Source organism: Streptomyces sp. B15, assembly GCF_018070605.1.
Lineage (GTDB): Bacteria > Actinomycetota > Actinomycetes > Streptomycetales > Streptomycetaceae > Streptomyces > Streptomyces smyrnaeus.
Genome location: NZ_JAGPXJ010000017.1, coordinates 1 through 25,862, shown reverse-complemented (window position 1 = coordinate 25,862; position 25,862 = coordinate 1). Strand labels below are relative to the sequence as shown.

General features: G+C 69.3%; 20 protein-coding genes and 2 pseudogenes. 10 read left to right on the top strand and 12 right to left on the bottom strand.

Annotated features, from left to right (window positions below):
- Positions 1 to 756: 756 nt before the first annotated feature.
- On the bottom strand, positions 757 to 1,434 hold the full coding sequence (locus KBY19_RS10745; RefSeq protein WP_099876972.1) for a TetR/AcrR family transcriptional regulator: 678 nt from the start codon (positions 1,432 to 1,434) through the stop codon (positions 757 to 759).
- Positions 1,435 to 1,564: 130 nt separating this feature from the next.
- Between KBY19_RS10745 and KBY19_RS10740 the strand changes: the two genes are divergently transcribed.
- A complete protein-coding gene (locus KBY19_RS10740) occupies positions 1,565 to 2,350 on the top strand; it encodes an alpha/beta fold hydrolase (protein WP_307843488.1) in 786 nt (261 codons plus the stop codon).
- Positions 2,351 to 2,501: 151 nt separating this feature from the next.
- On the opposite strand, the pseudogene KBY19_RS10735 reads toward KBY19_RS10740, so the two are convergent.
- A pseudogene (locus KBY19_RS10735) lies at positions 2,502 to 3,025 on the bottom strand (IS5 family transposase); the annotation flags it as partial.
- A gap of 78 nt (positions 3,026 to 3,103) precedes the next feature.
- Entirely contained in the window at positions 3,104 to 3,943 is an 840-nt protein-coding gene (locus KBY19_RS10730) for an SDR family oxidoreductase (protein WP_099876981.1), read from the bottom strand.
- Between the two features lie 93 nt (positions 3,944 to 4,036).
- On the opposite strand from KBY19_RS10730, the gene KBY19_RS10725 reads away from it, so the two are divergent.
- Complete coding sequence (locus KBY19_RS10725; protein ID WP_099876984.1) at positions 4,037 to 4,408, top strand: helix-turn-helix domain-containing protein; 372 nt, start codon at positions 4,037 to 4,039, stop codon at positions 4,406 to 4,408.
- A gap of 74 nt (positions 4,409 to 4,482) precedes the next feature.
- On the opposite strand, the gene KBY19_RS10720 is transcribed toward KBY19_RS10725, so the two are convergent.
- The gene (locus KBY19_RS10720) at positions 4,483 to 5,097 is read right to left on the bottom strand and encodes a TetR/AcrR family transcriptional regulator (protein ID WP_185015938.1); all 615 of its coding nucleotides are present in this window, start codon (positions 5,095 to 5,097) and stop codon (positions 4,483 to 4,485) included.
- Complete coding sequence (locus KBY19_RS10715) at positions 5,097 to 5,945, bottom strand: oxidoreductase (RefSeq protein WP_210965656.1); 849 nt, start codon at positions 5,943 to 5,945, stop codon at positions 5,097 to 5,099. Before KBY19_RS10715 ends, KBY19_RS10720 begins: the two co-directional genes overlap by 1 nt.
- A gap of 173 nt (positions 5,946 to 6,118) precedes the next feature.
- On the opposite strand from KBY19_RS10715, the pseudogene KBY19_RS10710 reads away from it, so the two are divergent.
- Positions 6,119 to 6,497 (top strand): annotated as a pseudogene (locus KBY19_RS10710) (transposase family protein); the annotation flags it as partial.
- An 800-nt stretch (positions 6,498 to 7,297) separates the two neighbouring features.
- On the opposite strand, the gene KBY19_RS10705 reads toward KBY19_RS10710, so the two are convergent.
- Entirely contained in the window at positions 7,298 to 8,962 is a 1,665-nt protein-coding gene (locus tag KBY19_RS10705) for a serine hydrolase (protein ID WP_247690845.1), read from the bottom strand.
- A gap of 76 nt (positions 8,963 to 9,038) precedes the next feature.
- Here KBY19_RS10705 and KBY19_RS37485 point away from each other — a divergent pair, with 76 nt between their 5' ends.
- A complete protein-coding gene (locus KBY19_RS37485; protein ID WP_099876994.1) occupies positions 9,039 to 9,695 on the top strand; it encodes a TetR/AcrR family transcriptional regulator in 657 nt (218 codons plus the stop codon).
- 649 nt (positions 9,696 to 10,344) lie between these two features.
- On the opposite strand, the gene KBY19_RS10695 is transcribed toward KBY19_RS37485, so the two are convergent.
- The gene (locus KBY19_RS10695) at positions 10,345 to 11,667 is read right to left on the bottom strand and encodes an MFS transporter (protein ID WP_210965655.1); all 1,323 of its coding nucleotides are present in this window, start codon (positions 11,665 to 11,667) and stop codon (positions 10,345 to 10,347) included.
- On the bottom strand, positions 11,664 to 13,361 hold the full coding sequence (locus tag KBY19_RS10690; RefSeq protein ID WP_210965654.1) for an amidohydrolase: 1,698 nt from the start codon (positions 13,359 to 13,361) through the stop codon (positions 11,664 to 11,666). The genes KBY19_RS10695 and KBY19_RS10690 overlap by 4 nt, the downstream gene beginning before the upstream one ends.
- Positions 13,362 to 13,586: 225 nt before the next feature.
- On the opposite strand from KBY19_RS10690, the gene KBY19_RS10685 reads away from it, so the two are divergent.
- The 3 genes from KBY19_RS10685 to KBY19_RS10675 all read left to right on the top strand — a co-directional run bounded on the left by KBY19_RS10685 (position 13,587) and on the right by KBY19_RS10675 (position 16,543).
- Positions 13,587 to 14,492, top strand: coding sequence for an Lrp/AsnC family transcriptional regulator (locus KBY19_RS10685; protein ID WP_210965653.1), 906 nt, complete (start codon positions 13,587 to 13,589; stop codon positions 14,490 to 14,492).
- A gap of 1,095 nt (positions 14,493 to 15,587) precedes the next feature.
- Positions 15,588 to 15,944 (top strand): hypothetical protein, encoded by a 357-nt coding sequence (locus KBY19_RS36365; RefSeq protein ID WP_247690844.1) that lies wholly within the window; start codon positions 15,588 to 15,590, stop codon positions 15,942 to 15,944.
- Between the two features lie 71 nt (positions 15,945 to 16,015).
- Positions 16,016 to 16,543 (top strand): DinB family protein, encoded by a 528-nt coding sequence (locus KBY19_RS10675; protein WP_185015944.1) that lies wholly within the window; start codon positions 16,016 to 16,018, stop codon positions 16,541 to 16,543.
- A 449-nt stretch (positions 16,544 to 16,992) separates the two neighbouring features.
- Here KBY19_RS10675 and KBY19_RS10670 read toward each other — a convergent pair whose 3' ends face one another.
- From KBY19_RS10670 to KBY19_RS10655, 4 genes are all read right to left on the bottom strand, one after another.
- Positions 16,993 to 17,826: a PIG-L family deacetylase gene (locus KBY19_RS10670; RefSeq protein WP_185015945.1), complete on the bottom strand. Its 834-nt coding sequence runs from the start codon at positions 17,824 to 17,826 to the stop codon at positions 16,993 to 16,995.
- A gap of 338 nt (positions 17,827 to 18,164) precedes the next feature.
- Entirely contained in the window at positions 18,165 to 20,615 is a 2,451-nt protein-coding gene (locus tag KBY19_RS10665; protein WP_210965652.1) for an FtsX-like permease family protein, read from the bottom strand.
- Positions 20,616 to 20,628: 13 nt separating this feature from the next.
- Positions 20,629 to 21,441, bottom strand: a complete 813-nt coding sequence (locus tag KBY19_RS10660; protein ID WP_099877033.1) for an ABC transporter ATP-binding protein — start codon at positions 21,439 to 21,441, stop codon at positions 20,629 to 20,631.
- Positions 21,438 to 21,962, bottom strand: a complete 525-nt coding sequence (locus KBY19_RS10655; protein WP_099877036.1) for a PadR family transcriptional regulator — start codon at positions 21,960 to 21,962, stop codon at positions 21,438 to 21,440. The genes KBY19_RS10660 and KBY19_RS10655 overlap by 4 nt, the downstream gene beginning before the upstream one ends.
- 175 nt (positions 21,963 to 22,137) lie before the next feature.
- Between KBY19_RS10655 and KBY19_RS10650 the strand changes: the two genes are divergently transcribed.
- From KBY19_RS10650 to KBY19_RS10640, 3 genes are all read left to right on the top strand, one after another.
- A complete protein-coding gene (locus tag KBY19_RS10650; RefSeq protein WP_099877039.1) occupies positions 22,138 to 23,433 on the top strand; it encodes an ABC transporter substrate-binding protein in 1,296 nt (431 codons plus the stop codon).
- A gap of 211 nt (positions 23,434 to 23,644) precedes the next feature.
- Positions 23,645 to 25,303 (top strand): alpha-amylase family glycosyl hydrolase, encoded by a 1,659-nt coding sequence (locus KBY19_RS10645; RefSeq protein ID WP_247690843.1) that lies wholly within the window; start codon positions 23,645 to 23,647, stop codon positions 25,301 to 25,303.
- On the top strand, positions 25,300 to 25,862 hold a 563-nt coding region (locus tag KBY19_RS10640; protein ID WP_210965651.1), incomplete at its 3' end, for an ABC transporter substrate-binding protein. The genes KBY19_RS10645 and KBY19_RS10640, both read left to right, overlap by 4 nt.

Below are 25,862 nucleotides of genomic sequence, written 5' to 3'. Positions count from 1 at the left end.
CCACCCATACGTATGGCCGGATCGTACGGCGCCCAGCGGGGCACCGAGGCTTCATGGCACGCCGGTTCGGCCAACGGGTCACGAGGCAGAGGCCGCAAGCGGGCCCGTAGCGGAGGCACGGTCAGCATGGGCAGGACCGCGCAGATCGCAGCGACGAGTACGGCGCCGATGATCGTCGCCCGTCAGCCCAGGGTCGTGCCGACCAGCGAGGTCAGGGGCGCGCCGAGAGCGATGCCGACGGTGTTCGCACCGATGACGATGCTCAGCGCGCGCCTTTCGTGTTCGAGCTACACGCGGCACCACCCCGGTGTGGAAGTCCGCCTTCAGCAGATCCAGCTGTTCGATCCGCTCGGTCCGCTGCGAGCGGGCCAGGTCGATGTCCAGGTGACCGAACGGCCGGTGAACGGACCCGCCCTGACCCTTGGTCCGGTTACTGGTCCGCGAACCGCGGGCCCTGCTCGTGGCAAGCTCCCATCCGTTCGCACGGCGTGAGTCGGTGAGCGTCGAGGACTGGGCCGATTGCAGGTTGCTGTCGGTGGGAGGGGCGAGCGCCCCGCAGTACTGGCTCGAGCACCTGTTTCCGACCCGGACCCCGTCCGGGCGGCCCATCCCCCAGGGGCCGGCCGTCCTGTACTGGGAGGACGCCCCCGGTCGAGCTTGTCGCGCAGGGCCTGGATCGCGAGCAGGGCCGCGGCCAACGTGACCATGGCTGCGCCGTACGGGCAGATCCGCAGTGGCTTCTGCGGCAGGGAGCTGTCATGCCGCTGATCCGGGCCCTTCGGCCGGGCCCGTGCAGGCCGGCGGTGTCGCGTCCGACGGGCTTCCCGCCACCGGCCACGCGGCCATCGCCGAGTCGACGATGCGATCCAGCGTCTCGCGTCCGGCTCCGTCCCACGCCTGTTGGTTCATCCCTTGGATGACCGCCGCGTAGAAGGCTGCCAGGCCGTCGGTGTCCGTGTCGGCCGGAAGGCGTCCTGCGTCGAGGTCTGTGCGGATGCAGGCGGCGATGGCCGCCTTGGACTCCTCGCGCATGGCGCGCAGCTTGTTCTTCACGTCCTGTGAGCCGGGTGCGCAGTTGGTCGCTCCGGTGATGATCAGGCAGCCCGGCGGGTGGTTGGGGTCGGTGTAGTCGGCGGCGAGGTGACGGAGCATCCGAGTGATGGCGGTGCGGGCGTCGGGGCCCTGTGGCGGGCCTGCGGCGTAGCTACGCGTGTACAGCCCGACGGCCTCGTCGAACAGCCGTTTCTTGTCACCGAAGGCGGCGTACAGGCTCGGCGGATTGATGCCCATCGCCTTGGTGAGGGAGGCGATCGAGGTCGTGTCGTATCCGTGCGTCCAGAACTCATGGAGCGCGACGGCCAGGGCTTCGTCGCGGTCGAAAGCGCGCCGGGCCCGGCCGGGCCCGGTCTGCGCGGGGCTCTGCTCACTGCTCACGAAGCACACCCTACCGCAGCCATAGCGACCACTAAAGGTTTCTGCTACTGTCCGGGACGTCGCACTTTAGTGATCACTAAAGATGCGTTCGCGCCACTACGCCTGCCTGCTTCTTCGAAAGGGATCACCCGTGACCACCGCACCCCTGCTCACCGGCCTCGCCCGCACCACCCGGGGCTCCGGCCCCGGCCTCCTCCTCGCCCACGGCGCCGGCGGCGGGATCGAAGCCAACTACGGGCCGATCCTGGACGGACTGGCCGCACAGCACACCGTCGTCGGAGTCGACTTCCCGGGCGCCGGCAAGACGCCGCAGTCCCGGACGCCCTTGGACGCGGACGAGTTGGCGGATCAGATGGTGGCCGCTGCAGACGCCGAAGGGCTCGAGACGTTCGCGGTCAGCGGCTACTCGCTCGGTGGGCCCGTCGCCATCCGCCTCGCCTCACGCCACCCCGAGCGGGTCACCGCGCTCATCCTCAGCGCCACATTCGCCTACGCCGACACCCGCACCGACCTGGCCGCCTCCATCTGGCAGCAGCTCCACGAGTCCGGTCAGCACACCCTGCTGGCCGGCTACCTGAACCTGATGGCCTCCAGCGAGAACACCCTGAACACCCACACCCCCGCCCAGATCCAAGACTCCGCCGAGCAACTCGCATCCGAGATCCCGCCCGGTACCGGAGACCACGTCGACCTGGTCCGCCGCATCGACGTACGCGCCGACCTCGCCGGAATCGCAGTGCCGACCCTTGCCGTCATCACCACCGAGGACCCCCTCATCTCCCCCGCCCTGCAGCGCCACCTCGCCATCCGAATCTCCACAGCCGAAATCGCCGAACTGCCCACCGGACACCTGCCATTCGCAGAACGCCCGCAGCAATGGCTGAAGCTCATCACCGACTTCCTCGCACGCCACTGAGACCCCCGACGAAGTCGGCCAAACGACACGCTGGCTGCGACCACCGGCGGTGGCAGACGTCAACCGGCTGCCGGCCTCGATGACCGTGGAGGGGAAATGCCCCGCGCCCCAAACAGGACACATCACCTCCTTCACGTCGGATGCGTCCCGGGGACAGCGGGCGGCAGCGTCCGTCCGCACTCAGGTGGAGCATGGTGGTCAGCCCGCCCCGCGAGCGGCCCAGGCCCTCACCTCCTGCACGACCTCCACCAGGCGGGCGACGAGGCTCTGCCACGCCGTTTCGCCCCTGGTGTTGTGCCGCTGCGTCCCCCTCGAGGCGGGAGCCGGCGGTGAATCGGTGCGGGCACCGGCGGCGTGCTGATGTGCCCGCACGATGGTGGAGCCGACCGAGATGTCCGAGGCGATCTCGGATGCCGCGTCAGCCTCGGCCCGGACTTGCTGGAGCAGGCGGTCCCAGGCCCCGTCGGCCGGCCACAGGCGGTGGCGTTCATGGGCCGTCTTCCACGGGCCGAACCGTTCGGGCAGGTCACGCCACTGCACGCCGGTCCGCACCCGGTGCAGAATCCCGTCGATCACCTGCCGGTGGTCCCGCCACCGGCCACAACGACAGTTGCTGGCCGGCAGGAACGGCCGCAGCCGTTCCTGCTCGGCATCAGTCAGATCACCCCGCCCCATGTCCACATCAACGACACGACAGCGGAGTAGTCACATGATCGGCTGGACAAGTCCTCGGACCACCCGGCGCCGCCGGTCTCAGCGGAACGCGGTGACGTTGCGGGCGGCCCAGTCGGCGAAGGGGCGCGGGGCGCGGCCGAGGACGCGCTCGACGTCCGGGCTGACGCGCAGTTCCGCCGGGCTCGGATTGCCGAGGATGTCCAGGGTGTCGTCGGCGAGTTCCGTCGGCATGCTCTGGGCCATGGCGGCTCTGGCCTCGTCGCGGGTCAGCTCGTGGAAGGCCACGGGCGAGCCCAGCGCTGCCGCGAGGGCCTCCGTCTGCCCGCGCGGAGTGATCACCTCGGGGCCGGTCAGCTCGTACACGCCGCCGGTGTAGCGGTCCTCCAGCAGGCAGGCCGCCGCCACCGCGGCGATGTCCGCCGGGTCGACGACCGGCACTCCGACGTCGCCGAAGGGCGCTGCGACGACCCGTCGCGCGCGGACGGACTCGGCCCACCACAGGGCGTTGGAGGCGAAGCCGCCCGGCCGCAGCACGGCCCACTCCAGGCCGGACTCCCGCACCGTGTCCTCCAGCGCACGCATCGCGATCCGCGTCGTCCCGAAGGGCCTGGTCACCACGCCGAGCGTGGAGAGCAGGACGATGCGGCGGATCCCGCTGTCCGCGGCCTCGCCGACGATGTCGGCGGGGTCGGCACCGACGGCGTGCAGATCGCCGGAGAGCAGCAGGAACAGCGACTTCGCCCCCGCCAGCGCGGGCCGCAGGCCGGCCGGCTCGGCGAGGTCGGCCACCCGGTGGCGGACGCCACCCGGTACCGCCGCCGGGTGCCGGGACACCGCCGTCACCTGCTCGCCCGCCTCCGCCAGCGCCCGCGTCAGCGGCCGGCCGATGTTCCCGGTCGCCCCGGTTACCACGATCATGATCAGCTCCTTGTCGGATGTGCTCTGAGGGCGTTCACGCTAGGAGCGGAGACGAACTTTCGGTAAGTACATACCTGAAGGTAAGCTCATGACATGACGGAAGGCGTGCAGCGCAGACGGGTCGAGACCGGCAAGCGGTATGACGTGTTTCACACCGACTGCCTGGCGCGCGACATGGTCGACCACGTGACCAGCAGGTGGGGCGTCTGGGTGCTGATCTCCCTGCAGCGCAACGACCTCCGGTTCTACGAGCTGCGCGAGAGCATCCAGGGCATCAGCGAGAAGATGCTGGCCCAGACCCTGCGCGTACTGGTCGAGGACGGCCTGGTCTGGCGGAAGGTCGAGCCGACGACGCCGCCGCAGGTCACGTACGGGCTGACCGAGTTCGGCCGGGACGTCGGCGAGCCGCTGACGGAGCTGTTCGACCGGATCACCCGACGGCTGTCGGCGCTGGACACCGCCTAAGAGCTGTCCCGTAAGTGACGTTCCAGGTCTCGCACCCTGATCGGTTTCGCGCCTCACTGTCCACGCCGGATGCGTCAGGTGATCAGGCCGGCGCTGATCAGCCAGATGTGTTCGCAGGTCGAGGATGCCTTTTGCAAGTCTTGGCGGGACTCTTGCGAGGCGTGGTAAAAGGTCCGCTCGATCATCCAGCACAGGGCGCGTGCCATCGCCGACGCCTGCTGCGGTTCGGTGCCGGCCTCGACACCGGCTCGTTCCAGGACGGAGGTGATCGCCGTGATGAACAAGTCAGCTGTGTGGCGCCAGAGTTCACCGATCTCTGGCACGGTCAACGACAGATCGATCGCCGTGCGCATGACCAGGCCGTGCTCGTTCCACAGCTCGACCGTGCGCCGCATGGCTGCTGCGATGGCCTGGCGTGGCTCCTCGGTCTGTGCGGTGGCCCGGGACCGCTCCCACAGGTGCTCGACGGTCCGGGCCACGAGCGCTGTGACCACTTCTTGCTTTGAGCCGAAGTAGAAGTACAGGGCGCCCCGTGTGATGCCGGCACCCTGCGCGATGTCGCCGACGGTCATGGCGTCATAGCCCTGTTGCGCCAGCAGGGCTTCGCAGGTGTCGAGGATGGCCCGCTCTCGGACGTCACCCTTGCGTTCGGTGGTGCGTCGGCTCCGCGCGGGGTGGTGGCCGGGCATCAGAGCTGAGCACCCTCGGCGAAGTCGGTGGTACGGGAGAGTGTCTCCCATGCGCGAATGCCCTCGTCCACGGCCGTGCGAGCAGCGGTGACCAGTCGCAGCGCGTCCGAGCCCAGGACGAGGTGGGCCGGCGGCTGGTCGACCGACGCGATGTGCACGACGGCGTCCCCGGCCTTGGCCGGATTGCCCAACTGGTTCCCGCTGGCCTTCTGTCGCGCTTCACGGATGGGGGTGAACAGGTCGTCGTAGTCGTCGATGGACCGCGCGGTGCGTGTCATGGACCGTCCGGCCCAGTCGGTGCGGAAGGACCCGGGCTCGATCGCCGTCACGTGGATCCCGAACTGTGCGACCTCCTTGCCCAGTGCCTCAAGGATGCCTTCCAGGGCGAACTTGCTGCCGCAGTAGGCGGACATGCCGGGCACGGCCATCAGCCCGCCCATGGAGGTGACGGCCATCAGGTGTCCGCGGCGGCGCCGGCGCATGTGGGGCAACGCCGCCTGCAGCGTGGCCACTGTCCCGAATACGTTGACCTCGAACTGCCGCCGCACGTCGGCCAGCGGCGTCTCCTCGAAGGTGCCCTCCAGGCCGTAGCCCGCGTTGGCGACGACGACATCCAGAGGGCCGACGCTCTGCTCCACCTCCGTTATCACACTCGAGACGGCGGCGTCGTCGGTCACATCCAGGATGCGGCCGTGAGCGTACCCGGGTTTGAGCTCTTGGAAGGCCCGCAGGTCCTCCTCGGAGCGGACCGTGCCGACGACGGTGTGCCCGGCGGTCAGGGCGGCCTGGGCGAAGGCACGTCCGAGGCCCGTGCTGACGCCGGTGATGAGCCACTTCTGCTGCTGCACTGCTCCTCCAGAAAGGTCGCGCGAGGAGCTGGACTGCCCCCTCACTCAAAAAGTCTACACGACGTCGAGTTTTATCAACGTGATGTTGATTCTGTCGCCCCCCACGGCAGCATGCTCAGCCGAGGTCAATCCGGCCCCTCACCGACCGCTCGCCACGGCTGAAAGATCACGGTGTGACTGGAGTGATCACGGCGTCGGTGCCGTCCTGGATAGGTCCCTTTACGGGATTGAGCCCGCGCTGCTTCGGCAAGTTGGTAGCCGCGGTACGACGTGAGCAGGCCGCAGATCGACCGCGCGGCCGGCCCAGGAGTCTGTCACTGGCGGATCGCGTCCTGCTGGTCACGGCCTACTGGCGCACAAACTTGACGATGCGCCAGCTGGCGCCGCTGTTCGGCATCTCCAAGTCGACCGCAGACCGCATCATTGACCACCTCGGTCCGCTGTTGGCACTCCGGCAGCGGAGCCGGTTCCGCAGGGACACCGCCCCTCATCGTCGACGGCACCCTGGTGCCCACCCGCGACCACTCGGTGGCCGAGCAGTCGAAGGGACATCTGGTGTTCCTGCCCCAGCCGGTCATTCGTCAGCCGATCACTCCTCTATGCGGGGCGTAACGGCTTCGGGACGCTGCAGGTCCGCTTGTCCTCAGTGCCGCAGCGCGCGAACTCCGGGAATGCCACCCAGTACTCGTCCTTGTCCAGCAGACGCTGCTTGCTCGAGAACCCGCTGGAGAAGCCGGCCATCGACGCGGAACCATCCACGAGGACATCGAGGACCGTCCGCAGACCTCCTTGTACGTCGGCGCGGCATGGCGGGTGTCGTCGTACAGCTTCCACACCCCCGCCTTGTAGCGGGTGGCGTAGGTCTGCGGGCATTCGTCGCCGGAGGCGACCGGGTTCAGACCGCCGAACCTGTCCGGCCTGCCGGCGCTGTTGTAGGTGGAGGCGTAAGAGAACTCGTCACACGACGGCTTATCCTTCGCGCTGAACTCCGGCAGCGTGGTGGTATCCGGGTTGCATACTTACCAGCCCAACTGGGCTTGTCCGGGTCCTTCGGACAAATCATCTCCCGACTGTCCTGCGGGACCCAGCCGGCCGTACCGGACTCAGGCAGGTACTGCATCGGCTTGCCCGCACTCTTGGAGCCCGGGTGGTTGGGCAGCTTTGTCTGGATCAGCCAGGCATGTGCGACCGCTGCCGGGGCCTTCTTGCAATCCATCACCCGCGTCGACTTGTAGGCGGGAAATACGCAGCCCAGCGTGGTCGAGCTCACCACATGGCAGCGGACCGAGAGGTCACCTTCCGTTCAGGCAGTGCCGCACCGAGCGCATTCCTCCTGCAGGGTTTGAGCTGTGCTACTCCTTGCGGTGGCCGCCGGTCGAGGGGCTCCCAGTTGGTGCCTGACTGTCATTCAGCGGTCGCGCCCGGGCCCCCGTCCCGCCGCGCCCCCGCACGAGGTCCCGTAGTGCGAGGGTGAGCCGGACGAAGATGGTCAGGGCGCCGGCGGTGGCTGCGGCGCACAGGGCGAGGAAGGAGTCGGGCACCCAGTTCAGGAGTTGGCGGGCGCTCATCGAGTGGGCCAGGGCCAACAGTGCGATGCCCGGCAACGCGCCGACCGCACACCAGGCCGTGGTCATGACGGCGAGGCGTGTCCGGGACGAGTACACACGCTGTCGCCGCAGCAGGGCGAGGGAGCGGATCGTGGCTGCGAGCAGTAGCAGGGCCGAGCCTGTGGTGGTCCACACGGCGGTGTGGTATGGGAGCGCCGTGGCGGCTTCGGCTGGTTCGCTGCCGGCGAGGATTCTGGTGGCTCCGAAGCCGACCTCCATGACTGCCGGATCGTGGAGGAGTCCGTGCAGGTTCTGTTGGACGACGAGGGCGGTGTTCTGTTCGGGTAGGAGGAACAGCATCGCCGAGTAGCCGGGCGTGGCGCCCGTGTGCCAGACGGCTTTGTCAAGGGGCGCGTCCAGTCCGCCGATGCGCCAGCCGAGGCCGTACCCTGTGGGGTTTCCGCTCGGCCGCAGTCTGCCTTCTTCGCGCATGAGGCGTACGGACTCGGGGGTCAGGACGGCCTTGCCGTCGGTGGTCTTGCCGGCGCGGAGTTGGAACGAGGCGAAGGCCGCAAGGTCATGCAGGTCGCCGCCGAGATAGCCGTAGCCCGCGCCGTCGTTGTCGATGCCGTCCGCGATCGCGGAGGGGATGCCCCACAGGAGCTGGTGTCCGGGAGGCAGCGCGCGCTCGCGGGCCGAGGCGGCGTCGGTGATCGCGTTCTTCATGCCGGCCGGTTGGAGTACGGCGCGCCGTAGGTATTGGGCGTAGGGGCGTTTGGTGACGGCTTCGACGAGTGCGGTCAGGACGAGGTAGTTGGCGCTGGCGTACTGGTAGCGCGCGCCGGGTGGGCCGAGTGGCTTGATGCCTTTGAGGTCGGCTATGCGTCGCGCCGGGTCGGGGCAATGGGTGTCGAGGCAGTCGGTGATCTTGGAGGTTTTCGTCTCCGGGAGTCCGGCGGTCTGGTTCAGCAGGTGTTGGACGGTGACCTGTGAGGCGTGTTTTGTGCCGCCGAAGCGGAAGCTTGGGAGGTGGTCGATGACCCGGTCGTCGAGGCGGAGTCGGCCGGACTGGGCGAGTGTCATGACGGCGGTGGCTGTGGCGGGTTTGGCGACCGAGCCCCATAGGAACGGGGTTTTCGCGGTGACGCGTCGGCCGTTTCCGTCGGTGCCCCATGACCGTTGGTGGAGCGGTCCGTTGGGCCCTACGACGGCGTAGGAGAGTCCTGGGGTGTCGGTAGCCGTCATGCGGGTGCGCACGAAGTTGTCGAGTTTGTCGTATGTGGCGTGTGCTGCCGGCCGGTCGGCATGGGCTGGTTGTGCTGAGGCTGTTCGTGGGGTGGCGGTCAGCGATGCGAGGAGCAACAGGGTGGCGCTCATGGCGGTGGTGCGCAGGTGTAGCGGCTTGGGGCCGGAGGCGGATGGAGGGGTGGGTCTGGGGCGGAAGGGGGGTCTGGTGAGAGGTACGGGCATGGGCACTCCTCGCGATAACCGTATGGCTATACCGTATAGCCGTACGGTTTTTACCGTACTTTGATACGGTTATCAAGTGCCGAGGACAGCGGATCATGAAGAACGCAGACGTCAGATCGCCGTGGCGGTGTGCGAACTCATCTCCAACAACGGCTTCGACGCGGTGACCGTCGCCCGCACGGCTGCGACGGCGGGCATCTCAGTGGGTCTGGTACAGCACTACTTCCGCACCAAGGACGAGATGCTGTTGCACGCCTTCCACCACGTCAGCACCCGTGTCCGGCACCGGATCGACAAACGCATCCAGGCGGGCATCGAACACCGTCGGCCCATCGCCAGGGTGCTGGCAGCGGGGATGGCCGAACTGCTTCCGCTCGACGCGACCCGGCGCACCGAGTTCCGCGTGATGCGTGCCTTCGCCGGGCGAGCTTTGGATGTCCCTGCGCTCGCTGAGGTCGACATCGAGACTGCCAGAGCGCTGCGCGCGGACATCGCCCGGGCGGTGCGCAACGGCAAGGAGTGCGGCGAAGTCGAACCCGACCTGGACCCATGGCCGGCGGCCGTGCGTCTCGCCGCGGTCACGGACGGGCTGGCGCTCCAGGTGTACCGCGACCCGGATGGCGTGCAGGGAATTCCCGCGAAGGAACTCACCGCCTCGATCCTCGGTGCCGAACTCGGCGCCACGTTCACCGGGCAGTGCCGGCAGTACGACTCCCGGAAGGAACGACCGTAGCGGCTGCGCGTTCGCGCACGGCGCTGACCGAGGGCCATGGTCTTGGCGAAATGTCCGACGACCTCGACACCGGTGACGCGCCCCTGAGCTGAGATTGGCCACAGTTCTCGGCCTACGGAGTTCGGGGACGAGCGCCCCTGGGACCCTGGCCTCGAGCGTCTGACCGCTGCGATCGGTCTCGCGGTCCAGGCCCTGGGAGGCGCGCCCGCGGAACCTGTCCGACGGTCCGGAGCCGTTGGAGCCGGCTCCGGGCCGCCACCGGCTCAGCGGTCTGCCACGGAGTCGGCTGCCGCTCGTCGGCAGGGGCGCAAGGAAACAAAGCAGCGCATGCGAAACGGCTCTGCACCCCCGTCGCGTCCTGCTTTGATGGCTCAGCGCTCACGCGCTCGCCGGCACGGGCGAGGCCGGCCCGACGGCTGACACCCTCGCGATGAGCAGCCGGCGGGTCTTCGTGGCGACCCGATCGACCAGATAGGCATGGGAGGCGTCCTCGGCCGGCCCCCACCGCCCGGCCGGGTTCTTGTCAGCCTTCCGCCGGTTCTCCCGCGCCGTCACCACACCTGTCGCGGCACCCGCGGCTTGGAAGACTCAGCCCCCTCACTCATCCTCCGGCTCCGCGAATCCACCCAAGATCGTTTGCCAGCCAAACCTAGGTCGCCGTGCCGGCCGGTGCGGTCGGCGCCGGGCTGTCCGCTGTCGTGGCATCGTCGGTGTGCTGCGGTGCCTTCAGCAGGCACGCGATGCTCAGCGCGCACATGGCGACGAGGAGCACGATGACCGGCACGATGCTGTCGGTCGCCTGGAACATCAGCGTCGAGGCAACGGGTGAGAGCCCGCCGAACAGCGCGCCCGCCACCTGGTACGTCAGCGAGATGCTGGTGTAGCGCGCCTGGGGCCGGAACATCTGGGCCAGCACCGTGGCCACGGGTCCGTAGGTCGCTGCCATGACCAGCCGCATCGCGGCGAAGACCAGGAAGATCAGCGCGGTGGAGTCCGAGGAGACCACGAGGAACTGAGGGGTGGCCAGGACGGCCACCGCGGCGAGGCCCCAGATCACGACCCGGATGCGCCCAACCTTGTCGCCCAGCCACGCGACGCCCAGCGTGGCGACGAGTTCGACGACGGCCGCGACGCTGAGCGCGTTGAGCACCACCGTTTCGGAGAGCCCTACGGAGGGGTCGGTGGCGTACGCGGTGATGAATGTGGTCACCAGGTAGTAGCCGCCCACCGCGATCGGGAGCGTGCCGATGCCCAGCAGGATCGGCTTCCAGTTCGTCTTCAGGGCGTACGTGAGCGGCAGGCCCTCGTCCGGTTCGGGCTCCGCCTCGAACACCGGCGACTCCTCGACCTTGAGCCGGATGAGGACGCCGATGACGATGAGCACCGCCGACAGCAGGAACGGCACGCGCCACGCCCACTCCTTGAGGGCGTTGTCGCCCAAGGTGGACAGCAGGCCGAACAGGCCGGTGGACAGCAGGGCCCCGGCCGGATTGCCGAGCTGGGCGAAGCCGCCGTAGAAGGTCTTCTTCCCCTCGGGGGCGTGCTCCACGGCCATCAGGACGGCGCCGCCCCACTCACCGCCGACCGCGATGCCCTGCACGAAGCGGAGCAGGACGAGCAGGATCGGGGCGAGTATGCCCACGTCGGCGTATGTGGGCAGCAGGCCGACGAGGAACGTCGCGGCGCCCATCATGGTCAGGGTGATCACGAGGGCGCTGCGCCGGCCGAACCGGTCGCCGATGTGGCCGAAGACGATGCCACCGAGCGGCCGCGCGAAGAACCCGACCGCGTATGTGGCGAAGGCCGCGGCGATGCCGGTGAGCCGGTCGGTCCCCTCGGGGAAGAAGATGCTGCCGAAGACGAGGGACGCGGCGGTGGCGTAGACGTAGAAGTCGTACCACTCGATGGTGGTGCCGACGAACGCGGCGATGCCCGCCTTGCGTGCCTTGCGGGATTGAGCGTGATCGGTCACGGCTGCCCCTCGGTCGATGTGGCTGTGGTGGAGTGCTCGAGGGCGCCGTCGACCCACGTGTGGAGGACGTCGATCGCGGCGATGGACCCGGGGTCGACGGCGAGCGGGTCGGCGCCCAGGACGGTGAAGTCGGCCAGCTTGCCGGGGGTGATGCTGCCGAGTTCGTGCTCGCGGCCCAGGGTGCGGGCACCGCCGAGCGTGTGCGCGGCGAGCGCCTCGGCCGCCGGGATGCGCAGGGAGGTGTCGCCCAGCCGGTGCCCGCGCCGGGTGACGCGGGTGACGGCCGCCTGGATGGCCTCCAGCGGTTTCGGCTCGGCGACCGGCGCGTCCGAACTGAGCGTCACGGGCACCTGGGCCTCCAGGAACTCGCCGAGCGGGTTGAACCGCTCCCCCGGGGTGCCGATCGCCTCGGTGACGCCTTCGCCCCAGTTGTAGTAGTGCTGGGTCTGATTGACCGGGTGGATGCCCAGCTGGTGCATGCGCTTGATCTGCTCGGGGGTCGGCAGCCCGCAGTGCTCGATCCGGTGCCGGGCATCGGGTCGGGGGTGGCGCTCCTGTGCGGCCTCGACGGCGTCGAGCACCATCTCTATCGCGTCGGGCGACTGGGCGTGGGTGGCTGTCTGGAGCCCTACGGCGTGGGCCCTGGCGATCAGTTCCCGGTACGCCTCCGGCTCGTGGTAGAGCTGCCCGGTGCGGCAGGGGTCGCCGACGTAGCCGTCGGGGAAGTAGGCCGTCCAGCCGCCCAGGGTGCCGTCGGCGTAGAACTTGATGCCCGTGAAGGAGAGCCGGGCGTTGCCGAACGCGCCGTGCATACCCGTGTCGATCACGTGGTCCAGCAGATGGCTCAGCAGATACATGCCGACGCGGGTGCGCAGTTCGCCGCCGTCGGCCAGCCGCAGGTAGGTGTCGAACTCGCGGCGGGTCACCTGGCAGTCGCCGATCGTCGTCACACCGCCGGCGAGGAACCGCTCCTGGGCGGCGCGCAGTTGCCGCAGGTGTTCCTCGGGCTCGTCCCCGAGGTGGAAGTTCGGCCCGTGGCGGCCGATCTTGACGCCGCCGACGCCGGTGAGGATGTTGCAGGCGGCATCGGAGACCTCGCCGGTCAGTTCCCCCTCGGCGTCACGGAAAAATGTGCCGCCCTCCGGGTCCGGTGTGTCACGGGTGACGCCGTGCCGGGCCAGCGTGGCGCTGTTGACGACTCCGCCATGGCCGCTGGCGTTCATCAGGTACACGTCGCGGTCGGTGCTGACCTGGTCGAGCTCCTCCTTGGTGGGATGGCGGCGCTCGGCAAGGTTGCGGTGCTCGTAGCCGTAACCCCGCACCGGCCGCCCGGGCGGCAGGGCGTCGGCCGCCGCGCGCAGCAGGGCGACGATTCCGGGGATGTCGGCCGCCTTGTCGGGACCGCAGTCGACCCAGCTCATCATCTGGCCGTACATCAGAGGGTGGGCGTGCGGGTCGACGAAGCCGGGCACCACAACGGTGCCGCCGAGGTCCACTTCCTCGGCCGTGCGGCCGAGCCGCGCCGCTGCGGCGCGGCACTCCTCGACCGTGCCGACGGCGCCGAACCGGTTGCCGTGTACGAGGAACGCCTCGGCGCCGTCGGTGTGCGGGTCCACTGTCCGCAGAGCGGCGCCGGTGAACAAGGTGGTGGTCGCGTCCAGGACTGACATCTCCTGGTGGCGCAGTGCGCGCATGTGGTTCCTCGTGCGGGGTGTCGGTGGTGTGTCGGTGATCGGCACCGTAGGTCCGCCCATCCTCCGCAGCAATGCCATGTGCGCTGCTTCACTGACGTGCTACCGCGTTTCTGTCGTCCTTGTACTCTGATCTGCGGCTGATCAGCTTCCACAGCTCGCGTGGACCGCAGACTTGTTCCTTCGGAAGCACGGAATCACTCTGTAAAGATTGGGTCTCGGACGCTCATGAGTGAGGATCTGGACGCAAGGCTCATCGCCGCGCTCCAACAGGACGGCAGGGCGAGCTACAGCGACCTGGCCGCCCGGGTGGGCGCGCCGAGGGCGGCGGTCTCGAACCGGGTGCAGGCGCTGCTCGACACGGGCGCCGTGGAGATCGTGGCCGTGGCACATCCCCAGCTCCTCGGGCTCACCTCGCTCGCGCACGTCTCCGTCGCCGTGTCGGGGCCCGCCGACGACGTGGTCACCGCCCTGTGCGCGACGGAAGCGTCGGTCTTCGTCTCCGCGGTCAGCGGGGCCTACGACCTCGTCGCGGAGCTGAGGGTCTCGAGCGACCGCGAGCTGTACGACGCCCTCGCCCACCTCCGTGCGCAGCGCCGGGTGCGGGCGGTGAACACGCTCCTGTACACCGACGTCGTCACGTCGGTGTTCATGCCGCAGGGTCCGCTCCGCAGCGACGTGCACGTCAACGACACCGATCTGCGGCTGATCGAGCTGCTCGAGCGCGACGGTCGCATGTCGTTCGTCGAGCTGGCCCGCCGCGTCGGCATGTCACCGAGCGCGGCCCGCGCCCGGGTCAGCCGCCTCGTCGGCAGTCGCGCCCTGCACATCGCAGCCGTGGTGCGGCGCGGCACGGGCAGCGGCAGGCCGGCGCTCGGCGCGGGGTTGAACCTCGGCGGGAACGACGAGCGTGTCACCGGGTTCCTCGCCGCGCTGCCCGGCGTCGAGTTCGTCGCCCGCACCGTGGGCCGTTTCGACCTGGTGTTCACCCTCGGCGCCGACTCGACCACACGCCTGCACCGCGTCACGGAGCAGATCAAGGCGCTCGACGAGGTGCGCGGCCTGACCACGTGGGCACACCTGGAGGTGTTCAAGGAGCACTATTCGCGGGGCATCGCGAGGACGGGGAGTTAGAGGGCGCACCAAGTGTGGGCTCCCCTCCCAGCCACACTGGAAGACCTCGTCCGAGATGACTTTGCCGAGTTTTTCAGCTTCTGCCTCAAATCACTAGGTACGGTCCGATAATTGACCTTGTGGTGGGCTGACGGATGCGGCGTGAGAGCGGATAGCACCGCTGCTGCCTGATGTTGGCGGTCGCGGACAGTCGCAGCTGCCCACCTCTCTGCATTGCCATGGGTGGTGTCCTGGGATTTTTCAAAGCTTTCAGAATCCTGACTTCTCAGAAAATGCCGGGTATGGGCATCCGGTCGGCATCTCGCGGCTCATGCGCCTACCAGGGGTGAAGTCTCAAGTTGCCCGGAAGGCTCGACGGTTCAGCGCCCGGCCTCCGCGCTTCGACACAAGGGTGATTAGCACGTTTCGTATTTGATTGGCGGTATATCTCTCTTCATCGTTTGAAACGTCGAGTGCGGAACTGCTCTCGGCGAGTCCGGTCACGACGAGTAAGGGGAGTGCTCATGAGGTCATGGCGAAGCAAGCGCGCGGAGGTGCGGCAGAGGAAAGCTCGGCGTCGACACCCGCTCGCCGATCACGCACCTGAGGCGTGGATCGTGATCGTGGTTGTCGTGGTGGTGGTTGGCTCGCCGTACCTCAGCCCGGAAGCCATGGGTCTGATCGGCGTGGTGGTTACCCTTCTCGGCTCGCGCGTACGGCCTCAGCCCGCTCAGTAGAGGTGGCACCGAGGCGAGTTGAATTGCCTTCGTGACCGCACGCGCCGGGGTGTTCGGCAGGTGGCGCTTCCGGGTACGCCGGAAGCGCTACCGACTTGAGAAACTGCAGGCCCACTACGGGTTCGAGCGCATGCCCTTCGGCCGCAACCTCACGCCGGGCATGCTCCACCGGCACGACTCCCACAACCAGGCCGTCACCCGCATCTCCTGGTGCATCGCTGAACGCTCCATCGGCATGGTCACCGGCGAGGTCGGGCGCTGGCAAGATCGTCTCCGTCCGCACCTGCCTGGACGCCATCGACCTTTCCCAACACACCGTCCCCAACCCACTGGTCGGGGAAACAGCTCGAAACCGTCCGCATGCTCACCAAATCAGGGCATGGACCAGGGCTCCCCGCTGTCCTGCCTGCTCGTCGGACAGCCCAGCCTCAGACGCACGATGAAACTCGCCGTCCTGGCCGCGCTGGAGCAGCGGACCGCTCTGCGCTACACAATGCCGGGCATGACCTCGAACGGGACGACCAGCTACGTCGCCCACCATCTGAAGATCGCGGGCTGCCCGGACCAGCTGTTCACCGAGGACGCCCTCGCCCTGGTCCACATCACCTCGCGCGGCTACCCACGGGCAGTCAACAACCTCGCCCTGCAGGCCCTGGTCGCCGCGTTCGCCGCCGGCAAGAACCTCGTCGACGAGGCCGCCGCCCACGCATCCGTGAGCGAGGTGATCGGCGACTGAGCCACCTGCTCAGCCTGGCGGGAATGGGCCTGAGGACAAGGACTGGCCTAAACGCTTCCTACAGTCGGTCCATGACCACTTCGTCGCAAAGCCCAGCCCCGTTTCTTCCAGGCGAGCGCGGTGAGCTGCTGCACGCACTCGCGGAGCAGAGGGCCTTACTGCTGATCACCGCGCGCGATATCACCGACGCCCAGGCCGCCAAGCGCACGACCGTGAGCGGGCTCACCCTGGGCGGGATCGTCAAGCACCTCGCCCGGGGTGAGCAGGTGTGGACGCAGATCATGGTCAAGGGGGACGGAGAACTGCCGGAGGGCATGCTCGACCTGGAGCAATACCGCATGGCCGAAGGCGAGAGCCTCGCCGGGCTGCTCGAGCGGTACACCGCCGCCGCTCACAGGACTGAGGAAGCCGTGGCTGCCCTGCCCGACCTCGACTGGAGCGTGCCCCTCCCCAAGACTCCGTGGTCCCCGCCCGAAACCGTCCACTGGTCTGCACGCCGGATCCTGCTGCACCTGATCAGGGAGACAGCCCAGCACGCCGGACACGCGGACATCATCCGGGAAGCACTCGACGGGGCGAGCACCACCGCTCAACGGTAATCGCCCACGGCCGGACATCTTCGAGGAATCCCAACACAACCGGCACCTGCGAGGCAACCGACACCTTGCCGACGACCGCCCCGCCGGAACCGCCCACCGGCGGGGCGTCGCCGTCAGAGTCCGTCGGCATTGTGAACGCCGCCCTCGTCGGCATTTTCAACCCCGGGCAACACCCCGTTCCCGACGGACCGTGTCGGCTCCGCCGCCCTGGTCCTCACACGGTCGAACCGGACGAGGACCGTTCGCAGCCGCAGCAGCTGCGCCTGGCGCCAGAACTTCAGGGCGCTGGGCGCTGGGCGTGCGCGGGCACAGGGCGACGTCGCCGGCGTAGATCTGGTCGTGGCCGCCCAAGCGGAACTTGCGGGGAGACTTCCGGGTATGTGACGCGCCTGATTGCGCGGTTCCGGTTCGGACGGGGAGCTTCCCAGGGTCCGGTCGGGACGGGCGGATCAGCGCAGGCCGGCGAAGAGATCGTTCTCAGGTACGGCCGCGCCCGTGGCGTCCTTGACACGGACGAACGTCTCCATGCCCATCAACTCGCCGAACCGCTCCTTGCCCATCTTGAGGAAGAAGATGTTCTCGCCCTGACTGGCGTGCGCGGCCAGCGCATCGAACTTCTGACCGCTGAATGCGGTGGTGTCCACCCAGGTGGTGATCTCGTCGTCGGGGAGCCCGATCTCGGCCATCGCGGCGGTCTCGGCGGGATCCGGCTCCGGCATGTCCTCATTGAACTCGCGCATGATCTCGCCGAACCGCTGCATCCCCGAACGGGGCATCGTCGTCCAGTACACCTTCGGTGTCAGCGCGGTCATCTCCAGCGCCGCCATCGTGATGCGGTGGGCCTGGATGTGGTCAGGGTGGCCGTAGAAGCCGTTCTCGTCGTAGGTGACGACCACATCGGGCCGGTAGTGCCGCATGAGTTCCGCGAGTCGAGCGGCGCCTTCCTCCACGGACGTCTGCCAGAAGGATCCGGGGGCGTCGTTGCTCGGCCAGCCCATCATCCCGGAGTCGGCGTAGTCGAGCATCTCCAGATCGCTGATCTTCAGGGCTTCACAGCTGACCTCGAGTTCTTGGCGGCGCATCAACGCGACTGCCGCCGGGTCGTGTCCCGGGTCGCCCGGCTTGACACCCCCGGGTCCGTCACCGCAACCGCCGTCGGTACACGTCACAAGAACCGTGCGGATGCCTTCCGCCGCGTACCGCGCAAGGACCCCTCCGGTTCCGGTGGCCTCGTCGTCCGGGTGGGCGTGCACTGCCATGAGCGTCAAAGGTCGGTCAGTCATGGAAACGTCCTCCTGCAAGATGCGTATTGGTCCGAGCGCGCGGCGGGCGTACCGCGATCCCGAGGCCCGGATTCCGGCAGGCGGACGATCTTGTGGTCTCCCTGTTCCCCGCCCGTGCGGCGCCGGTGCCTCGGCAGATGCAACAGCGCCGACCGGACCTGCTGTTCCCGGCGTGGCCGGTTGGCCTTTCCAGACGTCGGCGTTTCACACGGTGCCGCCCTGCAGTGTCCGGGCGTGCCCTACTCGGAGAGCCATGTGCGGCGGCATGTTTTCGGGGCCGCCGGCCGGCCCGCCCCGCACGGACCCGGCCGCCCGATCATCACCGCAAGCCGCAGGGTTCAGAGCGAGTCGCCGAGTGTGTCCGCGAGCCGCTGCCGTACGGCGCGCGAGGCCGGGAGCATGGAAACGGCGATAGCGCCCACCACCACTGCGGCGACCAGGAGAAGCAGCGCCGCGAGCGGGGGCTGCTGGGCGATCCCGGCGCCGATACCGCTGGACCGGCCCTGCAAGTCGATCAGCCACTGCGATACGAGGGTGCCGACCGCTGTTCCGACGAGGGCGGCGGCCAGGGCGGTGAAGCCGGTCCCGGCCACGATCACCGCCATGATCTGCCGCGGCGTCAGTCCGATGGCCCTGAGGGCGAGCAGGTCCCGGCGGCGGTCCCGTACACCCGCAGCGATCGTCGTCGACAGCTCGGCCAGCGCGATCAGTGCCAGCACGGTGACCAGCCCGCCCAGTACTCCGTGCACGGCGGACAGTTCGCGTACCGGATTGGGGATCTCCCGTACGTCCGCCCGTTCCCCAATCGCCGAGGAGAGCCCGGCGGCGACGGCAGCGGGGTCCGAGTCGTCGTCCAGGACGAGATGGTAGAAGCCGGGGCGCGGGGCGATGCCGCCCTCGCGCAGCGTGTCGAGCGTCGTCGAGATCACCCGGCCGTCGTCCTCCGGCTCGATGCTGCGCCCGACTATGTGCAGCACCTGCGGGTTGCCGCCGACCGTGACCCGCACCCAGTCGCCGACCCGCACATCCAGCAGATCGAGCAGTCCCTGTCCGGCGACCGCCTCGTGGGACCTGTAGGGGGCGCGTCCGTCAGCGATGGTGAGGGGGTAGGGATCTTGGTGCCCACCGAGGCCGCGGAGCGTGATCGTGCCCGTCTGGCCGGGCACCAGCGCCTTGGCCTCGGCCCCTGGGTAGGCCGCGGTCACCTCCGGCCGACCGACGAGCAGCCGCCGTACCGCGGCGTCGTCGAGTCCGTCGCCACGCACGGTGAGCGCGGCGGGGATGCCCACCTTCTCCGGGTGGTGCTCCAGACGGTCGAGGGTGGTCCATGCGCCGAGGACAACGGTGATCAGCAGCAGGGGCACGGCCAGCCGTGCGACCGCGGCGCAGGATCGCGCACGGGAGTGGAAGGCCCCCCGCCAGCCGAGTACGAGAGCGGGCGGCAGCCGCAGCCCGAGGGCGCGCCGTACCGTGCCGGGCATCCGGCGGACGGCGGGGGTCGCGGGGCGAGCGACCGGTACCGGCGATACGCGGCCTACCCGCCAGGCCGCCAGCGCGGTCGTGCCGGTGATCAGGAGCAGTGCGGCGAGCGGGATCGCGAACGGTACCCAGGCGTGGGCCGGGAGCGCCTGCCACAGCCGCATCGCCTCGCCGAGCCGACCGGGCAGCCGTGGACCGAGTATCTCGGTGAGCAGGGCGCCGCAGGCTACGCCGAGCAGGCCGAGGGCGGCGTGTTCGACGAGGAAGGTGCGGATGAGCTGGGCCGGGGTGAAGCCGACGGCCTTGAGGATGGCGATGTCCCGAAGGTGGCCCCGGATGCGGGTGCTGATGGCTCCGGCCACGGCGAGCGAGGCGGCGAGCAGCGCGCTGAGCCCGAAGAGGCCGAGCAGCAGCCCGAGGAGCCGGCCGCCGCCCTCGGCGTCCTCGCGCGCCTGCTGCCAGGTGGAGACGGTGACGATCTGGTCGTCGCCGAGTTCGGTGACCGCCCGCTGGACCGCGAAGTCGGTGTCGTCCCGGTCGTCGAGCCGCAGCCCGATCGTCTGCCCGAGCTGATCGGCCTCCCGTTCGACCCGATGCAGAGCGTTCGGCAGCACCCAGCCGACGCCGGGGGCGCGGCCCGGGCTGTACCTCTCCTCGGCTGTTTCGGCGACGCCGATGACGCGGAGGGCGTGGTCGGTGCCGTCGGAGCCGTGGACGTGCAGCAAGTCGCCCGGCTCGGCCCACAGGGCCCGGGCGAGCGAACTCTCCAGCACGACACTGCCGGCGGCTTCCGCCCGGCTCTGGACGGACGGGGCGGTGCCGGTCGCCTTCGCGGGGCGGGCGGCCGTCCGCCCGGAGCCGGTCTTCCCTCCCGACCGGTGTTCGCCGGAGGCGGCGGTGCCGGCCCCTGCCTTGGGAGCGGCAGCGGCTGCCGCGTCGTCCTTGTCCAGCCACCGGCCCTCGGTCATCAGGGGGCGGGCCACCTTCGGGGGCTCGGGGCCCGCGGCGCGGAGTTGGATCTTCGCCCTGGTGCCGCCGAGTTCCGCGGTGGCGGACGCGGTGCGGTACGGACGGGATGCGGACTCGACGCCGTCGAGTCCGGCCAGTGCCCCGGCATCGGCCTTCGCCGTGGTCTGGATCCACACGTGGGCGCCGTTGGACTCGGTGAACACCCGCTGCCAGGGGCTCGCCCCGTACGCGAGGAAAGCACCTGACAGCAGCAGCGAGACGATGATCCCGGCCGTGGCGAGGACCAGGAACAGTGCCTCGCCACGGTGCGCCCGCAGATCGGCCCGCACCCAGCGCGCCATGGCCCGCACTACGTCAACCCTTCAACTCGAGCGTGCCGGACACGCCACCCGCACGCCGGCGCGGCGAGGTTCCGCCGCCGAGTGCCGCGTCGTCGACGATCCGGCCGTCGAACAGGCTGATCACCCGGTCCGCTGCGCTGGCCACCCGGGCGTCGTGGGTGACCAGCACAATGGTCTGGCCGCGCTCGTGGTAGCGGGACAGCAGCTTGAGCACCTCGCGTGTGCCCTTGCTGTCCAGGCTGCCGGCGGGTTCGTCGGCCAGCAGCAGGCTGGAGCGGTTGACCAGCGCGCGGGCCAGCGCGACGCGCTGCTGCTCACCGCCCGAGAGTTCACCGGGGGTGCTGTTCTCCTTGCCCTCCAGGCCGAGGTCGGCGAGCAGTTCGGCGCGTCTGGCGCGGGCCTGGCGCGGGGTGCTCCCCGCGAGCAGTGCGGGCAACTCGACGTTGTCGGCCACGGTCAGGTGGGAGATGAGGTTGAAGAACTGGAAGACGATGCCGATGCGGCGGCGGCGCAGTACGGCCCAGCGTGCCTCGCTGTAGGTGTCGACCCGCTCGCCTTCCAGCCAGATGCGCCCGCTGTCCGGCGGGTGCAGCCCGCCCAGCAGATGCAGCAGGGTGGATTTACCGGCCCCGGACGGGCCGGTGATCGCGACGAACTCGCCGCGCTCGATGCGCAGATCCACCCCTCGTACGGCTTTGACGGGGGTACCGGCCTCGGTGCGGTGCATCTTGACCAGGGCCTCGGCCAGGACAACGGGGTCGGCGGCATCGGCTGATATGCCCCCGCCGCCGTCGGCGGCACGCACCTCACGTACCTCGCGGCTCATTCCAGCTCCTCCAGCTTTTCCAGCTCCTCCTGGCAGCGCTCGAGCCAGTCGAGATCCGCCTGGAGGTGCAGCATTGCTCCCTCGATGAGCAACTGTGCGACCCGGTTGTCCCGGTCCTCGGCCGCGGCCAGCCTGGACAGGTCGCGCATGGCGTTGAGGTAGTGACGACGCTGCTTGTTGATGAGGGCGACCTGGTCGGCCATCCCGGTGTCGGGGGCGACGGCGAGCTTCATGAAGAACTCGTCCCGCACCCGGGGCTCATCTGTCGGTTCGTCGAACCACGCGGCCACCGCTTCCCGACCCGCGTCCGTGAGCTGGTAGGTGCGCTTGTTCGGCCGACTCGACTGAGCGATGTCCTCGCCTTCGATGAGTCCGGCCTTTTCGAGCCTGCCGAGGGTGACGTAGACCTGCCCGATGTTGGGCTGAGGGTACGCGGCGCCCAGGAGCTTCTCAAGAGCCTGCTTGAGTTCGTATCCGTGGGCCGGGCCCCCGGCGAGCAGCGCCAGTAGGGGCAGACGCACGCTCGCCCTCCTCCCTGCTCGCCGTTACCTTCTCGTTAGCCGTCCGCCCTCTGATTGTGAGCCGGATCGCCCCCGTACATGTCCGCAAGATCTAGTATCGCGCATGCCTAACAGGTATACAGGGGCCCGGACGCCGGCGAGGGCAAGCTGGCGCTGGTGTGCCTGGGAGGAACCTATGCGGTGGACGCGGGCCGCGGGTAGGGGGCTCCTGGCTGCGGCGCTGATCCTCGTGGGCTATACGGGCGCGGGCGCCCGGGCCGGCGACCCGGCGGTCGGCACCCCCCGGGCCGGCTCCGGGGAGGGCCGCGGACCGCTGACCCTGGTGACGGGCGGTGATCTGACCGGCTATCTGCGCGGGGTACTGAACGACTGGAACCGCGAACGCCCGGCCGAGAAGGTCACCTTGGTCGAGCTGCCGGAGGCCGCGGACGAGGTCCGTGCGCAACTGGCGACCAGTCTGCGGTCCGGCAGCGACCGCTACGACGTGCTCAACATCGACGTCGCCTGGACCTCCGAGTTCGCCGCTGCGGGCTGGACAGCCCCGCTCGACTCCGACCGCTTCCCCATCAAACGTTTCCTGTCGCCCGTGGTGGACACCGCCACCTTCGGCGGTCGGCTGCACGCGCTGCCGTACGTCACCAACGCGGGCCTGCTCTACTACCGCAAGGACATACTGGACCGGGAGGGCGAGGCGCCGCCGCGCACCTGGGCCGAACTGGAGCGGCTCGCGAAGACGGTCGCCCCGAAGTACGGGCTGGACGGCTACGCGGGGCAGTTCCTTCCGTACGAGGGGCTGACGGTCAACGCGGTGGAGGCCGTGCAGTCGGCGGGCGGCACCTTCCTCGCGGACGAGGGGGCGCGGGTCACTGTGGACTCGCGCGCCGCCCGGGTGGGCATCGGGTTTCTGGCCCGGGGGGTGCGGGAGGGCTGGATCCCGAAGGAAGCGCTCACCTACAAGGAAGAGGAATCCCGCCGGGCCTTCCAGGACGGGAAGCTGCTGTTCCTGCGCAACTGGCCGTACGTGCACGGGACGGCGAGCGGAAGCGACTCGAAGGTCGCGGGGAAGTTCGGAGTGGTGCCGCTGCCCGGGCCCGACGGACCGGCGGCCGGCGTGCTGGGCGGCTCCAACCTCGCCGTCAACGCGCGGTCCAGGCACAAGGAGTCGGCCGCTGACCTGCTCGCCTATCTGACCAGCGAACGGGTGCAGCGCCGAGTGCTCACCGAGGGGGCACTGCCGCCGGTGCGGGCTGATATCTACACCGATCCGGCGATGGTACGCCGGTATCCGTATCTGCCGACGCTCCGGGAGAGCGTGCTCGCGGCCCAGCCACGACCCAAGAGCCCCCGGTACGAGCAGGTGAATCTCGCCGTACAGGCCGTCGTGTACGACGCGCTGGCGCAGCGGGTGACACCCGAGCAGGCGGTGGCTCGGCTGGCACGGGAGCTCGAGGCGATCGTCCGCCGCGGCTGAGCCCGCGCGCGCCGGCGGTCACGCCATTCCCTGCCAGGCTACTTACTTGTTAAGTAGCGCATTGCTTCAGTAATCCATGGCAAACCCGGACAAAGGCCCGGTACTGCGGTGTCATCTCGCGCAAACGCATTGACACTTGTTCGTCACCTCTACATAACATGCATGCATAACGAGCGATCGACGAGAACAGGCACCACGCATGCACATAGCCATGGCCACCACCACCCAGCGTTGGTGGCGCGATGCGGTGATCTACCAGGTCTACGTCCGCAGCTTCCTCGACAGCACCGGGGACGGCGTCGGCGATCTGGCCGGGGTCCGCGCCGGACTCCCGTACCTCAAGAAGCTGGGCGTGGACGGGATCTGGCTCAGCCCCTTCTACCCCTCGCCGCACCACGACCACGGCTACGACGTCGCCGACTACTGCGACGTGGACCCGCTCTTCGGCGACCTGCAGGAGTTCGACCGCCTGGTGGCCGACGCCCACCGGCTCGGCGTGAAGGTCGTCATCGACATCGTCCCGAACCACTGCTCCAGCCAGCACCCGTGGTTCCGCGCCGCGCTGGCGGACCGGCCCGGCGGTCCGGCCCGCTCCCGTTTCCACTTCGCCGACGGGCGCGGGCCGGACGGCGAACTGCCGCCCAACAACTGGCGGGCCATGTTCGGCGGCCCCGCCTGGTCGCGGGTCACCGAGCCGGACGGCAGGCCCGGCCAGTGGTATCTGCACCTGTTCACCCCCGACCAGCCCGACCTCAACTGGCGCGCCCCGGAAGTCGGCCGGGACTTCATCGACGTGCTGCGCTTCTGGCTCGACCGAGGCGTCGACGGCTTCCGCATCGATGTCGCCGCCGGCCTGTTCAAACACCCCGCACTCCCCGACTCCCCCGACCCCGAGGCCGACGAGCGTGCCCGGGACTCGGTCAACCCGCTGGCCTGGAACCAGCCCGAGGTGCACCAGGTGTGGCGCGACTGGCGGGCGGTGTGCGACGAGTACGCCGCACGCGACGGGATCGAACGGCTGCTGGTCGGCGAGGTGTCCGTGCCCACCGCCCGCGAGCACGCCGAGTACGTACGCGCCGACGAACTGCACCAGGCGTTCTTCTTCGACCTGCTGAGCGCCGAGTGGGACGTGGACACGTTCCGGAAGACCATCTCCGAGGCACTCACCGACATCGCAGGCACCGGCTCCACCGTCACCTGGGTGCTCAACAACCACGACCAGGTCAGGACGGTCACCCGGTACGCCGGGGAGAGCACCACCGTGGGGCCCGCCCGTGCCCGGGCCGCGGCGCTGCTGATGCTGGCGCTGCCCGGTGCCGCATACATCTACCAGGGTGAGGAGCTGGGCCTGCCCGAGGTGGTCGACCTGCCCGACGAGGTACTCACCGACCCCATCTTCCGCAGGACCGGCAGCCGCAAGCGCGTCCGGGACGGCTGCCGGGTGCCGCTGCCCTGGTCCGGGCACGCCTCTCCGTTCGGCTTCACCTCCGCCGACAGCACGGCCCGGCCGTGGCTGCCGCAGCCCGAGTGGTTCGCCGAGCACGCCACCGAGCGGGCGCTGGCCGACACCCGCTCGTTCTGGCACCTCTACCGCGACGGACTGCAACTGCGTCGCAATCTGCCGCAGTTGGGCGAGGGACACCTGCGCTGGCTGGAGACCCCGCCCCAGATCCTGGCGTTCGTACGCGGCGACGGTCTGGTCTGTGCTGTCAACTTCGGCCTCGACCCGGCACCGGCACCGGTCGCCGGGACCCCGCTCCTCGCCAGCCGGGACTGCCCGCCGGGCGTCCTCCCCGGATCCACCGCCGCCTGGTGGATCAGCGATCTGCCCATCCACTCCGCCAACTCCCCGAAGGGAAACACACCATGAGCCGCACCCACATCAGACGCCGGACAGCGACGGCCACCACCGCTGTGACGCTCGGTCTCGCCCTCACCGCGACCGCCTGCGGATCCGACGACGGCACCGCGAGCGCCGGCTCGCAGGAACTGAAGGGGCAAACGGTCACGGTCGCCGGAGTGTGGACCGGCGTCGAGCAGAAGAACTTCAAGAAGGTGCTGGACGCGTTCTCCGAGAAGACCGGCGCCACCACCAAGTTCATCTCGACCGGCGACAACGTCTCCACCGTCGTCGGCAGCAAGATCGAGGGCGGCAACGCACCCGATGTGGTGATGGTGCCGCAGCCCGGTGTGCTCAAGCAGTTCGCCGACAAGGGCTGGCTGCAGCCGCTGTCCACCAAGACCAAGGCCGAGGCCAAGAGCAACTTCGCACCGGTGTGGCAGGACTACGGCACCATCGACGGCAAGTACTACGGCCTGTACTTCAAGGCCTCCAACAAGTCGACCGTCTGGTACAGCCCGGATGCCCTCTCCCAGGCCGGGGTCGAGACCCCGCAGAGCTGGGACGCGATGCTGAAGGCCGGCAAGTC